Origin of the sequence: Neisseria flavescens (genome assembly GCF_001618065.1) — a bacterium.
Lineage (GTDB): Bacteria > Pseudomonadota > Gammaproteobacteria > Burkholderiales > Neisseriaceae > Neisseria > Neisseria flavescens_A.
On the sequence record NZ_LAEI01000043.1, the window covers coordinates 37,057 to 50,365 of the forward strand.

Sequence of the window (13,309 nt, forward strand, 5' to 3'; positions counted from 1 at the left end):
CATTTGCGGCGATAAACCTATGTAGGCCGTCTGAAAAATCAGAAAGCAAAGTGTTACAATCAACATATTCATCAGACAAAGGAGAAAGCTCATGCATCCGATTCAAGAACCACGAAATAGCGGCCTTTTGCGCGTATCCGACATTCACGAAATCTACTGGGAAGAATCAGGCAATCCTGATGGCCACCCCGTGATTTTCCTGCATGGCGGCCCCGGAGCAGGGGCATCACCTGCCTGTCGCGGCTTTTTCAATCCAGAGCATTTCCGCATCGTTATTATCGACCAACGCGGTTGCGGACGCTCCAAACCCTATGCCTGTATCGAAGACAACACCACATGGGATTTGGTTGCCGATATTGAAAAAGTGCGCGAAATGCTCGGTATCCAAAAATGGCTGGTTTTCGGCGGCTCATGGGGCAGCACCTTGTCGCTGACTTATGCCGAAACCCACCCCGATCGCGTCAGCGGATTAGTTTTGCGCGGTATTTTCCTGTGTAGGCCGTCTGAAATGGCATGGCTGAATGAAGCAGGCGGCGTCAGCCAAATTTATCCGGCTCAATGGCAAAAATTCATTGCCCCCGTAGCCGAAAACAAACGCCAAGCCCTAATTAAAGCCTACCATGAAATGCTGTTCAGCGAAGATGAAGCCACACGCCTCAAAGCGGCTAAATCATGGGCAGACTGGGAAAGCTACCTTATTCAGTTTGAACCCAAAGATGTAGATGAAGACCCGCAAGCCTCCCTTGCCATCGCAAGAATGGAAAACCATTACTTCGTGAACGAAGGCTGGCTGCAGGGCGATAAGGCTATTTTGGCAAACATCGACAAAATCCGCCATATCCCAACCATTATCGTCCAAGGCCGCTACGATCTATGCACCCCGATGCAAAGCGCGTGGGAACTCTCGCAAGCCTTTCCTGAAGCAGAATTGAGAATCGTCCAAGCAGGCCACTCTTCTTTTGATCCTTCGCTTTCCGAGGCTTTAGTGAAAGCAGTGGAGGATATTAGAAGCAAGTTATAAAGGTTAATAAATGACAATGCCGTCTGAAAAAGTTTCAGACGGCATTTTTTAATCAAAGCTTGCTAGATATTAAGCGATAAATGTTTATATGTAATATTATTGAGTGTAAATACTATCTGGGATATGATTTATAAATTAACTAATTAATGATGGTAAGTTTTACTATTACTTGCATCTGTAAGGTAGATGGACAATATTAGTTTTCACAATCCCATCTAATGGAAACTTGCATGATTGCGAAATCATGGGTAACCAAGTTGCTGTTGAAACATATAGAAAAATTGTTTGGGTACATGTGTTTCTTAAAAATCTATAATTAATTTCATTTTAGGAAGTTGGATGACTGACAAAATTGCCCACGCCCGCCAAGACGCATTAGGAAATTGGCATTCCCACCCTCTGCAAGACCACCTGCAAAAAGTCGCACAACTTGCTAAGCGTTTTGCAGGGCGTTATGGGTCGTTGTTTGCCGAATATGCGGGGCTTTTGCACGATTTGGGGAAATTTCAGGAAGCTTTTCAGAAATATATCCGTAATGCATCCGGATTTGAAAAAGAAAATGCCCATTTGGAAGATGTCGAATCTACCAAGTTGCGCAAAATTCAGCATTCCACTGCCGGTGCCAAATATGCAGTAGAGCACCTTAATTCGTTTTTTGGGCATTTGTTGGCGTATTTGATTGCCGGGCATCATGCTGGGCTGGCAGATTGGTATGACAAAGGCAGTCTGAAAAGCCGTCTGCAGCAGGCGGATGACGAGTTGGCGGCGTCTTTGTCGGGCTTGGTGGAAAGTGGTTTGTCTGAAGACTCTTTTCTTTAATCCAATAATGATTTAACACAAAATTTTCTTGCTTTTTGGGAAAAACCAGAACAGGCAAAACTGTTCAAGGAACTACATATTTGGATACGTTTTTTCTTTCCTGCTTGGTGGATGCCGATTTTTTGGATACCGAAGCCTTTATGAACGGCTACGCCGATGCAGATGCCGCGCAGGCTGCCGAATTGCGCCCGAAATTTTCCGGTTTGGATGAGTTGCACCGGCGATATGAGCAGTATATGGCGCAGCTTTATGAAAAATCGGACAAAAACTCATCTTTAAACCAAGAACGCCATGCCATTTTGCAGCAATGTTTTTCTGCCGCAGAAACCGACCGCACTTTGTTTTCTTTAACCGTGCCGACCGGTGGCGGTAAAACTTTAGCGAGCTTGGGGTTCGCTTTGAAACACGCACTGAAATTTGGCAAAAAACGTATTATCTATGCTATTCCTTTCACCAGTATTATCGAGCAGAACGCCAATGTTTTCCGCAAAGCATTAGGCGATGATGTGGTTTTAGAACACCACAGCAATTTAGAAGTGAAAGAAGATAAGGAAACAGCGAAAACTCGTCTTGCTACGGAAAATTGGGACGCGCCGCTGATTGTTACCACTAACGTGCAACTGTTTGAAAGCCTGTTTGCGGCGAAAACCAGCCGTTGCCGCAAGATTCACAATATTGCCGATAGCGTGGTGATTTTGGATGAAGCCCAGCAGCTTCCGCGCGATTTCCAAAAGCCGATTACTGACATGATGCGGGTGTTGGCTCGCGATTACGGCGTTACCTTTGTGCTGTGCACGGCAACTCAGCCTGAACTTGGCAAAAATATCGACGCATTCGGCCGCACCATTTTGGAAGGCCTGCCGGACGTGCGCGAGATTGTGGCAGACAAAATTGCCTTATCGGAAAAACTGCGCCGCGTCTGCATCAAAATGCCGCTGCCAAACGACGAAGCGCAAAGCTGGCAGGAAATTGCCGATGAAATCGCCGCGCGTCCGTGTGTTTTGGTGGTAGTCAATACGCGAAAACACGCCCAAAAACTCTTTGCCGCCCTGCCTTCTAACGGAATCAAGCTACATTTGTCTGCCAATATGTGCGCCACACACCGCAGCGAAGTCATTGCGTTGGTTCGCCGATATTTGGCACTGTATAGCGCAGGCAGCCTGCACAAGCCTTTATGGCTGGTCAGCACGCAGTTGATTGAAGCCGGCGTGGATTTGGATTTCCCTTGCGTTTATCGGGCGATGGCAGGACTGGACAGCATTGCCCAAGCGGCGGGGCGGTGCAACCGTGAAGGCAAACTGCCACAGTTGGGTGAAGTGGTCGTGTTCCGTGCCGAGGAAGGCGCGCCTAGCGGCAGCCTGAAACAGGGGCAGGACATTACCGAAGAAATGCTGAAAGCAGGGCTGCTCGGCGACCCGCTTTCCCCGTCGGCATTTGCCGAATATTTCCGCCGGTTCAACGGTAAAGGCGATGTGGATAAACACGACATTACAAGACTCTTGACGGCAGAATCATCAAATGAAAATCCGCTGGCAATCAAATTCCGCACTGCTGCCGAACGCTTCCGCCTGATTGATAACCAAGGCGTGGCACTCATTGTGCCGTTTATCCCGTTGGCTCATTGGGAAAAAGACGGCAGTCCGCAAATTATCAAAGCAAACGAGTTGGACGATTTTTTCAGACGACACTTGGACGGCGTGGAAGTTTCAGAATGGCAGGATGTTTTGGACAAACAACGCTTTCCTCAGCCAACCGACAACTCCTTCGGGCAAACTGACAGTCCACCGCTGCCCGAGCCGTTTGAAAGTTGGTTCAAATTTTTAGAAAGCGATCCACTCAAACACAAATGGGTTTACCGCAAGCTGCAACGCTACACGATAACGGTGTACGAACACGAACTGAAAAAGCTGCCTGCACATGCGGTTTTTTCTAGGGCGGGATTGCTGGTGTTGGATAAGGGCTATTACAAAGCCGTGCTTGGCGCGGATTTTGACGATGCAGCTTGGCTACCTGAAAATTCGGTTTTATGAAATGAAAGCAATAAGGAGATGATATGAGTTTTATCTTAGAAATCAGCGGTGATTTGGCTTGCTTCACTAGGCCTGAGCTAAAAGTAGAAAGGGTAAGTTACTCCGTTATCACGCCGTCTGCCGCCAGAAACATTTTAATGGCGATATTGTGGAAGCCGGCAATCCGCTGGCGAGTCTTGAAGATAGAAATCCTAAAACCGATTCAGTGGACGAATATCCGCCGTAACGAAGTGGGAACCAAAATGAGTGAACGTAGCGGCTCGCTCTATATTGAAGACAACCGCCAGCAGCGCGCATCCATGCTACTGAAAGACGTTGCCTACCGCATTCACGCCAATTTTGACATGACAAGCGAAGCAGGCGAGGGCGACAACTACGTCAAATTTGCCGAAATGTTCAAACGGCGCGCGAAAAAAGGGCAGTATTTCCACCAGCCTTATTTGGGTTGCCGTGAGTTTCCCTGCCATTTCAGGCTACTTGAAAAGGCTGAAGACGGTTTGCCACGCGAAGATATTACCCAAGATTTCGGTTTTATGTTGTACGACATGGATTTCAGCAAATCCGATCCGCGCGATTCCAATAACGCCGAACCTATGTTTTACCAATGCAAAGCGATAAACGGCGTAATTACCGTGCCCCCAGCCAATAGCGAGGAGGTGAAACGATGATTCTGCACGCGCTCACCCAATACTACCAACGCAAAGCCGAAAGCGATGGCGGTGTTGCCCCGGAAGGGTTTGAAAACAAAGAAATCCCGTTCATTATTGTTATAGACAAACAGGGCAAATTTATTCAGCTGGAAGATACCCGTGAGCTGAAAGGCAAGAAGAAAGTTGGCCGCATTTTTTTAGTGCCGAAAGGCTTGGGCAGGAGCGGTTCAAAATCCTACGAAGTAAGCAATTTATTGTGGGATCACTACGGTTATGTGCTTGCCTATGCCGGAGAAAAAGGGCAGGAGCAGGCGGATAAACAGCATGCTAGCTTTACCGCCAATGTAAACGAATTGAAACAGGCGTTGCCCGATAATGCAGGTGTTGCCGCCATTGCCGCCTTTCTAGCTTCTGCGGAAGAAAAAGCAAAGTCATGCAGGCCGAAAATTGGGCGGAATGTGCCAAAGTCAAAGGCTGTAATCTCAGCTTCCGCTTGGTGGACGAGGCAGTAGATTTGGTTTGTCAATCAAAGGCGGTTCAGGCATATGTGAGTCAAGCTAATCAGGCACAATCCGATAACATCCCCAAAGGCATTTGCCTAGTAACTGGCAAACCTGCGCCGATTGCGCGGCTGCATAACGCCGTGAAAGGTGTGAACGCCAAGCCCGCCCCGTTTACATCGGTAAATCTGTCAGCTTTTGAATCATACGGCAAAGAGCAGGGCTTTATCTTTCCTGTGGGCGAACAAGCCATGTTCGAGTACACCACTGCCTTAAATACCCTGCTTGCTAGCGAAAACCGCTTCCGTATCGGCGATGTAACAGCCATCTGTTGGAGTGCGAAACCAACTCCGTTGGAAGAGAGTCTTGCTTCTTTGATTAACGGCGGCGGCAAGGACAATCCCGATGCCCATATTGATGCGGTCAAATCGCTTTATAAAAGCTTGTACAACGGCAAATACACAGAACCCGACGGTAAAGAAAAATTCTACCTTTTAGGTCTATCACCCAATTCTGCGCGCATTGTCGTCCGCTTTTGGCATGAAACCACTGTTGCCGCCTTATCCGAAAGCATTGCGGCGTGGTATGACGATTTGCAGATGGTGCGTGGCGAAAACTCGCCATACCCCGAATATATGCCGTTGCCGCGCCTGCTGGGTAATTTAGTGTTGGACGGCAAAATGGAAAACCTGCCATCTGACCTGATTGCCCAAATAACCGATGCCGCACTCAACAACCGCGTTTTACCCGTCAGCCTGTTGCAGGCTGCTTTGCGGCGCAACAAGGCGGAACAGAAAATTACCTATGGCAGGGCAAGTCTGCTTAAAGCCTATATCAATCGCGCAATTCGCGCAGGTCGTCTGAAAAACATGAAGGAGTTAACTATGAGTTTGGATAGAAACCGTCAAGACATTGGCTATGTGTTGGGGCGGCTGTTTGCCGTGCTGGAAAAAACACAGGCCGAAGCCAATCCCGGCTTGAACGCCACCATTGCCGACCGCTATTTCGGTTCGGCAAGCAGTACGCCGATTGCCGTATTCGGCACACTGATGCGCCTGCTGCCGCACCATTTGAATAAGCTGGAATTTGAAGGACGTGCCGTACAACTGCAATGGGAAATCCGCCAGATTTTGGAACATTGTAAGAGATTTCCCAACCATTTGAATTTGGAACAGCAAGGCCTATTCGCCATCGGTTATTACCACGAAACCCAATTTCTGTTTACCAAAGACGCATTGAAAAACCTGTTCAACGAAGCGAAAACCGCATAAGGAGCAAATGCTATGACTATTGAAAAACGCTACGACTTTGTCTTTTTATTTGACGTGCAAGACGGCAACCCCAACGGCGATCCCGACGCAGGCAACCTGCCGCGTATCGACCCGCAAACCGGTGAAGGTTTGGTAACCGATGTTTGCCTGAAACGCAAAGTCCGCAATTTTATCCAAATGACCCAAAATGGTGAACATCACGATATCTTTATTCGTGAAAAAATCATTCTTAATGATTTAATTGCTGAAGCCCATCAGCAAGATGAAGTAAAAGACAAACCAAATGGGAGAGAAAAAACCGAAAGTGCGCGTCAATATATGTGCAAACGCTATTACGATATTCGTACTTTTGGTGCGGTTTTAACGACAGGTGAGAATGCGGGACAAGTTAGAGGTCCTGTGCAATTGACTTTTTCCCGCTCTATTGATCCGATAGTAACACTTGAACATACGATTACTCGTTGTGCGCCGGCTAAAGAGGTTGAAAATCCGAAACCTGAGGATAGTGAAGAAGAAAAAGCAAAGAAAGAACGTGGAAGAATGGGGCGCAAATTTACAGTCCCTTACGGCCTATACCGCTGCCATGGCTTTATTTCCGCCCACTTCGCCAAGCAAACCGGTTTTTCCGAAAGTGATTTAGAACTGTTTTGGCAGGCACTCGTCAATATGTTCGACCACGACCATTCCGCCGCACGCGGGCAAATGAATGCTCGCGGGCTCTATGTGTTTGAACACAGCAGTAGTCTGGGTGACGCACCTGCTGATAGCCTCTTCAAACGCATTCAGGTTGCTAAAAAAGACGGAGTGGAAGTGGCAAGGAATTTTGACGATTACCTTGTCAGCGTGGACGATCAAAATCTTGGCGAAACCAAGCTGCTGCGTAAATTAGGCTAAAAATGACCGCACTTTTAACCGAAACCCAAAGGGAAAATCAGGACACACGCCTGATTTCTCTTTCTGCCCTGCAACACTACGCTTTCTGCCCGCGCCAATGCGCACTGATTCACAACGAGCAGGCGTGGATGGAGAACTATTTGACCGCACAGGGCAAGGCGCTGCATGAGCGAGTGGATTCGGGCGAGCCGGAAACGCGCAAGGGCGTGCGCTTCGAGCGGACGGTGCATGTGTCGGCGGAGAAATTGGGCATCAACGGGGTGTTGGATTTGGTGGAAGTGGACACGAAAACAGGCCGTTTGAAACCTGTGGAATACAAACGCGGCAAGCCTAAACCCGACCCAATGGACGAAATCCAGCTTTGCGCCCAAGGTTTGTGCTTGGAAGAAATGACAGGGCAAACCGTTTCTGAGGGCGCGCTGTGGTATATGCAAACCCGCCATCGCGTCCCCGTCGTGTTTTCAGACGACCTGCGCGCCCAAACACTCGCCACCATCGCCGCCGTGCGCGAACTTCTAAACAGCGGACAAACCCCGCCGCCCAACTACGCCAAACGCTGCAAAGCCTGCTCGCTGGTGGAGATTTGTCAGCCGGAGTTGCTGGGGAAACAGGATAGGAGTGTGGGGTATGTGGCGGAGTTGTTTGGTAAATGCTTTTGATTTATTAGTATTTTTAGGAGAATATATGAAAATATTTTTCGTTATTGTTTGGTTGCTTTTGGCTTTTATTACAAATATTTTTGATAAATCTTTTCTGGGATTGAATCCTAATAGCTGGTCCATGATATTTGGTGCTTTGTCGTTATTATTTGGAGCTAGTTACATGAGAGATAGATTTGTTAAAAATAATATAAGTGCTAATTTAAATGGAGATAATATACAAAATATTCAAAATTCTGGAAAAATTAATGGCAACATAAATATTAATCAAATAAACAAAAAGGATTGAAAAATGGTTTTGGGAAAAAATTTAACATTATCTCAGGGTGAAAATTCTGTATCTTTACAAAATCAAGGAGACATCACTGGTAATATAAATATTGGGCTTTCATTTTTTGAAATTCAAGATCTATTTGAGAAACTATTTTCTGCTAAGTTACCTAGCTTGATAGAAAATGCAAGATCTGAATCATATAGAGCCATTGCAGATTTTGCATTTAAATTTCATGAAAAGCTAAATTCAACTGTCGATGAGGTTGTAAGTGGTCGCATTGATGAAGAAATGGAGAAAAGATTTGCTTCTTCTGAAGTACAAAGTTTAATTAGTGAAATGGTTAACCAAGTTGGGACAAAAAATGATATTTCATTAAATGAGGTATTAGCAAATTTGTTAATGGATAAGTTAAGTAGTAATAATGATGACTATTTGATCAATCAAGCCATATCATATTTAAAATACTTAAACAAGGATCAGGTGTTTTTCTTGTGTTTCATCAAATATCTTAGAGACGGTCTTTATGTTTCAGTTCGCTATGGCGACAACCAATTCAATAGTGATATTCTTGATGTTTATCAAATAATTAGAGATAATGTTGATTCGCTAGAGTCTCAAGCTGATTTAACACAAAAGGTAAAAGATTTTTACAAAAGGTATATAAATAATATTTCGAAATTCTTTATGGAAAATATTTCTTCTCCTGTAAATATTGATTTACTTACTTTGAATAATATGGTTTTTTCTGATAAATCTTATACGATTAACACCTTACAACTTTTGGGTAATAGTTTGGGGGTGAATGATTATAATAACGAAAATATAAAAACTGACTTCCCAGATTTTATTAAGTTTATTGAATTTATGAAAATAGATGTTTCTGAACTTGATGAGTTAATTAAGCCATTAACTCCATTTGGGAAATGTATTGCGAAAAATTGCAATATAAAAATTGATTAAAAATCGTAGTGTGTATTTGGGCATGTATATTGATGGATTATTTGCTTTTTATTTCAAGCTATCTACAGGTCTGATTTTTTAGACAGCCTAAATTGACAAGCCGGTTCAAAACAAAACTGCAGTCAAACCTTAAGGAGTTCCACATGCGCAAACTACAAAACACGCTCTATATCACCACCCAAGGCAGTTATCTGCATAAGGAGCGGGAGACGCTGGTGGTGGAGCAGGAGCGTAAGAAGGTGGCGCAGCTGCCGGTGCATTCCATCGGGCATATTTTCTGTTTTGGGAATGTGCTGGTGTCGCCTTTTCTGCTGGGGTTTTGCGGTGAAAATAATGTGAATTTGGCGTTTTTTACCGAAAACGGGCGTTATTTGGGGCGGCTTCAGGGGCGGCAGAGTGGCAATGTGCTGCTGCGTCGGGTGCAGTATCGGGTGTCGGAGCAAAATCCCGTGCCGATTGCGCGCAATATCATTGCGGCGAAGATTCAGGCGAGTAAGCGGGTGCTTCAGCGGCAGATTCGCAATTACGGCGAGAATGCGGCGATTCAAAGTGCGGTTGATTCTTTGAATATTTCGCTGCGGCAATTGAAGGGCGCGGACGGGCTGGACGTGGTGCGCGGCATTGAAGGCGATGCGGCGGCGCGTTATTTCGGCGTGTTCGGGCAACTTTTGAGCGAAAAAAGCGGCTTTTCTTTTGACGGGCGCAACCGCCGTCCGCCCAGAGACGGGGTGAATGCGCTGTTGTCGTTTGTGTACAGCATCTTGGGCAAGGACATCAGCGGCGCGCTGCAAGGCGTGGGGCTGGATCCGCAGGTGGGTTTTCTGCACGCCGACCGACCGGGACGCGACAGTTTGGCGCAGGATATTTTGGAAGAATTCCGCGCGTGGTGGGCAGACAGGCTGGTGCTTTCCTTGATTAACCGAGGGCAAATCAAACCGCAGGATTTTGTTACTGAGGCAAGCGGCGCGGTAAGCTTAAAAGCCGATGCGCGTAAGCTCTTGTTCCAAGCTTTGCAGGCGAAAAAGCAGGAGAAAATCGTTCATCCGTTTTTGGGCGAAGAAGTGGAAATCGGGCTACTGCCGTATATTCAGGCCATGCTGTTGGCGCGGCATTTGCGTGGGGATTTGGCGGAATATCCGCCGTTTTTGATGAGATAGGTTTGCAGGCCGTCTGAAAACGGACCGGATATTTTCAGACGGCCTTTAAAGCAGCCTGTATATGGGAATACAAAATGCTAATGCTGATTACTTACGATATTTCGCTGGAAGACGCGGACGGACAGGCAAGGCTACGGCGCGTGGCGAAATTGTGTTTGGACTATGGCGTGCGCGTGCAATATTCGGTATTCGAATGCGACATCGCACCCGATCAGTGGGTTGTTTTAAAAGATAAACTCTTGAAAACCTACAACCCCGAAACCGACAGCTTGCGCTTTTACCATCTGGGCAGCAAATGGCGGCGCAAAGTGGAACACCATGGCGCGAAACCGGCGGTGGATGTGTTTAAGGATACGTTGATTGTGTGAATCGCCAACCTGCGGTTCTCATGAAAATGCGGCAGGGTTGGCAAACTTGGATTGTTCTTTAACAATCAGGATATTGTGAATGCAGGTGTAACGGAAAAGGCTGTGTTATACTCGCATTTCTGCTTTTCTTGGGAGCTTAGCGAAATTGGGGCTGCGAAACCTGATGGAGCAAGGCTTTTGAGAGAGGCCCAGCCGCCTTCGGGCGGCTGTGTGTTGAAACAAAACAACGTTCCTGTATATCGGCGGCCTCGTCGCAGCCGCCTTCGGGCGGCTGTGTGTTGAAACGTTTATTTTGTCGTGAATATCTTCCGTTAAAAACCAGCCGCCTTCGGGCGGCTGTGTGTTGAAACACGTCAGCCTCATCAATCATTTCGTCTACTGCGTTCAGCCGCCTTCGGGCGGCTGTGTGTTGAAACTTGTCGTGGCTTACTATGTTTACAAAACACAAAAACAGCCGCCTTCGGGCGGCTGTGTGTTGAAACCAAAAGACTTACACGGACACCGTATTTATCGAAAAACAGCCGCCTTCGGGCGGCTGTGTGTTGAAACTGGTAATGGTTTCGAGATATTCCCAGGTCCAAATCAGCCGCCTTCGGGCGGCTGTGTGTTGAAACACCAAGGTTGGCAAATAATTTTCGAACCGCGTCTCAGCCGCCTTCGGGCGGCTGTGTGTTGAAACAAATCATAAACAGTGCCCAATCTTGAGTCAACTGTGTACAGCCGCCTTCGGGCGGCTGTGTGTTGAAACAAATCAGATTGTCCTTACTGTCATACCATGGCTCAGCCGCCTTCGGGCGGCTGTGTGTTGAAACAAGCTTGGCCGCGACGTTGACCTCTCCATGATTTACAGCCGCCTTCGGGCGGCTGTGTGTTGAAACCACAAACACAAAGACGGCGAATCATCAAGCCCTCAGCCGCCTTCGGGCGGCTGTGTGTTGAAACGTCTTGGCGGAATTGTGGGAGCATTCGATGGCGCAGCCGCCTTCGGGCGGCTGTAGTGTTAGAAACACAATAAAGTACGATGTTTTTGGATTGCAGGCTCTCCAGCCGCCTTCGGGCGGCTGTGTGTTGAAACTTAACTCATGCCACTGTTGATACAGGCCATAGCAACAGCCGCCTTCGGGCGGCTGTGTGTTGAAACATCGACACGCTAAGTTTCACGTTTAAGAAAAATCAGCCGCCTTCGGGCGGCTGTGTGTTGAAACCCCTTGTATGAATCCAGTGAAATAACCGATTGAAACAGCCGCCTTCGGGCGGCTGTGTGTTGAAACTGCAATCGGAATCAGTTTAATGCCGTCAGGATTTCAGCCGCCTTCGGGCGGCTGTGTGTTGAAACAAGCAATTTAAAACAAATAATCTTAACCACATCTCAGCCGCCTTCGGGCGGCTGTGTGTTGAAACAGACCATCAACGTTTGATTCAATCATTGTGTCCAGCAGCCGCCTTCGGGCGGCTGTGTGTTGAAACTGACGCGGGCCTTAACTCAATGCTGCAAGACGTTCCAGCCGCCTTCGGGCGGCTGTGTGTTGAAACCTTAAATTAAAACCAAATGGTCAAATACAAATCCCAGCCGCCTTCGGGCGGCTGTGTGTTGAAACTGAACCAGGCTGAAGATTCAGTTGAAGTTCAGTTCAGCCGCCTTCGGGCGGCTGTGTGTTGAAACGGAAAATTTGATTGGGACAATCTGACTGTTGGTGCAGCCGCCTTCGGGCGGCTGTGTGTTGAAACGACCGTCACGCCGTATCGCCGGCGTAGGGTAGCGCAGCCGCCTTCGGGCGGCTGTGTGTTGAAACTATGGTTGCTCCATATAGCGAAAATAGCACTAATACAGCCGCCTTCGGGCGGCTGTGTGTTGAAACGAATAACGACATTATTGACCAAGAATCTAATGTTCAGCCGCCTTCGGGCGGCTGTGTGTTGAAACTTTGTTAACTTGGTTGACAAGGTCATCACATTCGCAGCCGCCTTCGGGCGGCTGTGTGTTGAAACAGCGATGACGACCTCGACGTCATCGAGAATCTAGTCCAGCCGCCTTCGGGCGGCTGTGTGTTGAAACTCTCGTAAATACGAAACATTTGGTTTATATTTTACCAGCCGCCTTCGGGCGGCTGTGTGTTGAAACACACGCTTACCACCAGCCTTACCGCGACCAACAACCAGCCGCCTTCGGGCGGCTGTGTGTTGAAACAGCCGTTCAATCAATCCTAGCAAGACAGGGCTATCAGCCGCCTTCGGGCGGCTGTGTGTTGAAACTTGCAATGTTGCGCCGTATGAGCCGCTAATGCCCCAGCCGCCTTCGGGCGGCTGTGTGTTGAAACCGGTATTGGTTACGCTTGCCGTTTCGCCTGTCGTCAGCCGCCTTCGGGCGGCTGTGTGTTGAAACCTGTTGTTTCGGTATGGAAAAAGAGGATTTGGGGCAGCCGCCTTCGGGCGGCTGTGTGTTGAAACAGCGCCTTGTCATTACCGAGGCAGACTACACCGTCAGCCGCCTTCGGGCGGCTGTGTGTTGAAACAGGCGTGATAATAATGAATAAATCGGTTGAGTTTGCAGCCGCCTTCGGGCGGCTGTGTGTTGAAACCGAACGAACAAGCAGGCCGTCTGAACGCGACCGTTCAGCCGCCTTCGGGCGGCTGTGTGTTGAAACCTGTCCGGCGCGTTTAAGTTGGGCGCGCAATTGTCAGCCGCCTTAGTCGTGGTGTGGTCGG

The 13,309-nt window shown here is 47.9% G+C and carries 12 protein-coding genes and 2 CRISPR repeat arrays; all 12 genes read left to right on the forward strand.

The window, feature by feature from the left end; translation table 11 throughout:
- Positions 1-91: 91 nt before the first annotated feature.
- The 12 genes from pip (at position 92) to cas2 (ending at position 10,603) form a co-directional block, all read left to right on the forward strand.
- Positions 92-1,021: a prolyl aminopeptidase gene (gene pip, locus TW89_RS06730; RefSeq protein ID WP_036491443.1), complete on the forward strand. Its 930-nt coding sequence runs from the start codon at positions 92-94 to the stop codon at positions 1,019-1,021.
- A 339-nt stretch (positions 1,022-1,360) separates the two neighbouring features.
- On the forward strand, positions 1,361-1,840 hold the full coding sequence (locus tag TW89_RS12040) for a CRISPR-associated endonuclease Cas3'' (RefSeq protein ID WP_283114684.1): 480 nt from the start codon (positions 1,361-1,363) through the stop codon (positions 1,838-1,840).
- 80 nt (positions 1,841-1,920) lie between these two features.
- On the forward strand, positions 1,921-3,870 hold the full coding sequence (gene cas3 / locus TW89_RS06735) for a CRISPR-associated helicase Cas3' (protein WP_283114685.1): 1,950 nt from the start codon (positions 1,921-1,923) through the stop codon (positions 3,868-3,870).
- A gap of 23 nt (positions 3,871-3,893) precedes the next feature.
- Positions 3,894-4,538 (forward strand): type I-C CRISPR-associated protein Cas5c, encoded by a 645-nt coding sequence (gene cas5c, locus TW89_RS06740; protein WP_070608686.1) that lies wholly within the window; start codon positions 3,894-3,896, stop codon positions 4,536-4,538.
- Complete coding sequence (locus tag TW89_RS12045) at positions 4,535-5,032, forward strand: type I-C CRISPR-associated protein Cas8c/Csd1 (protein ID WP_283114686.1); 498 nt, start codon at positions 4,535-4,537, stop codon at positions 5,030-5,032. Before cas5c ends, TW89_RS12045 begins: the two co-directional genes overlap by 4 nt.
- Positions 4,954-6,291, forward strand: coding sequence for a type I-C CRISPR-associated protein Cas8c/Csd1 (cas8c, locus tag TW89_RS06745; RefSeq protein ID WP_283114687.1), 1,338 nt, complete (start codon positions 4,954-4,956; stop codon positions 6,289-6,291). Before TW89_RS12045 ends, cas8c begins: the two co-directional genes overlap by 79 nt.
- A 12-nt stretch (positions 6,292-6,303) precedes the next feature.
- The gene (gene cas7c, locus TW89_RS06750; RefSeq protein ID WP_070608690.1) at positions 6,304-7,185 is read left to right on the forward strand and encodes a type I-C CRISPR-associated protein Cas7/Csd2; all 882 of its coding nucleotides are present in this window, start codon (positions 6,304-6,306) and stop codon (positions 7,183-7,185) included.
- A 2-nt stretch (positions 7,186-7,187) separates the two neighbouring features.
- A complete protein-coding gene (gene cas4 / locus TW89_RS06755; RefSeq protein ID WP_101755124.1) occupies positions 7,188-7,844 on the forward strand; it encodes a CRISPR-associated protein Cas4 in 657 nt (218 codons plus the stop codon).
- A 25-nt stretch (positions 7,845-7,869) separates the two neighbouring features.
- Complete coding sequence (locus TW89_RS06760) at positions 7,870-8,133, forward strand: hypothetical protein (RefSeq protein WP_010129881.1); 264 nt, start codon at positions 7,870-7,872, stop codon at positions 8,131-8,133.
- Between the two features lie 3 nt (positions 8,134-8,136).
- Positions 8,137-9,078 carry an LPO_1073/Vpar_1526 family protein gene (locus TW89_RS06765; protein WP_101755125.1) on the forward strand — a complete coding sequence of 314 codons (942 nt, stop codon included), beginning with the start codon at positions 8,137-8,139 and terminating at the stop codon, positions 9,076-9,078.
- 143 nt (positions 9,079-9,221) lie between these two features.
- Positions 9,222-10,235: a type I-C CRISPR-associated endonuclease Cas1c gene (gene cas1c / locus TW89_RS06770; RefSeq protein ID WP_101755126.1), complete on the forward strand. Its 1,014-nt coding sequence runs from the start codon at positions 9,222-9,224 to the stop codon at positions 10,233-10,235.
- 74 nt (positions 10,236-10,309) lie between these two features.
- On the forward strand, positions 10,310-10,603 hold the full coding sequence (gene cas2 / locus TW89_RS06775) for a CRISPR-associated endonuclease Cas2 (protein WP_049349119.1): 294 nt from the start codon (positions 10,310-10,312) through the stop codon (positions 10,601-10,603).
- 189 nt (positions 10,604-10,792) lie between these two features.
- Positions 10,793-11,546: a CRISPR direct-repeat array (repeat unit 31 nt; unit sequence CAGCCGCCTTCGGGCGGCTGTGTGTTGAAAC).
- A 101-nt stretch (positions 11,547-11,647) separates the two neighbouring features.
- Positions 11,648-13,248: direct repeats of the CRISPR family, unit length 31 nt; unit sequence CAGCCGCCTTCGGGCGGCTGTGTGTTGAAAC.
- Positions 13,249-13,309: the final 61 nt, after the last annotated feature.

What these genes read in the sequence shown, in the direction of transcription:
- TW89_RS06765 (WP_101755125.1), top strand. Translation starts at nt 8,137, where the DNA reads ATGGTTTTGGGAAAAAATTTAACATTATCTCAGGGTGAAAATTCTGTA.
- TW89_RS12045 (WP_283114686.1), top strand. Translation starts at nt 4,535, where the DNA reads ATGATTCTGCACGCGCTCACCCAATACTACCAACGCAAAGCCGAAAGC.
- cas7c (WP_070608690.1), top strand. Translation starts at nt 6,304, where the DNA reads ATGACTATTGAAAAACGCTACGACTTTGTCTTTTTATTTGACGTGCAA.
- cas2 (WP_049349119.1), top strand. Translation starts at nt 10,310, where the DNA reads ATGCTAATGCTGATTACTTACGATATTTCGCTGGAAGACGCGGACGGA.
- TW89_RS06760 (WP_010129881.1), top strand. Translation starts at nt 7,870, where the DNA reads ATGAAAATATTTTTCGTTATTGTTTGGTTGCTTTTGGCTTTTATTACA.
- cas8c (WP_283114687.1), top strand. Translation starts at nt 4,954, where the DNA reads ATGCAGGCCGAAAATTGGGCGGAATGTGCCAAAGTCAAAGGCTGTAAT.
- cas1c (WP_101755126.1), top strand. Translation starts at nt 9,222, where the DNA reads ATGCGCAAACTACAAAACACGCTCTATATCACCACCCAAGGCAGTTAT.
- TW89_RS12040 (WP_283114684.1), top strand. Translation starts at nt 1,361, where the DNA reads ATGACTGACAAAATTGCCCACGCCCGCCAAGACGCATTAGGAAATTGG.
- cas4 (WP_101755124.1), top strand. Translation starts at nt 7,188, where the DNA reads ATGACCGCACTTTTAACCGAAACCCAAAGGGAAAATCAGGACACACGC.
- pip (WP_036491443.1), top strand. Translation starts at nt 92, where the DNA reads ATGCATCCGATTCAAGAACCACGAAATAGCGGCCTTTTGCGCGTATCC.
- cas5c (WP_070608686.1), top strand. Translation starts at nt 3,894, where the DNA reads ATGAGTTTTATCTTAGAAATCAGCGGTGATTTGGCTTGCTTCACTAGG.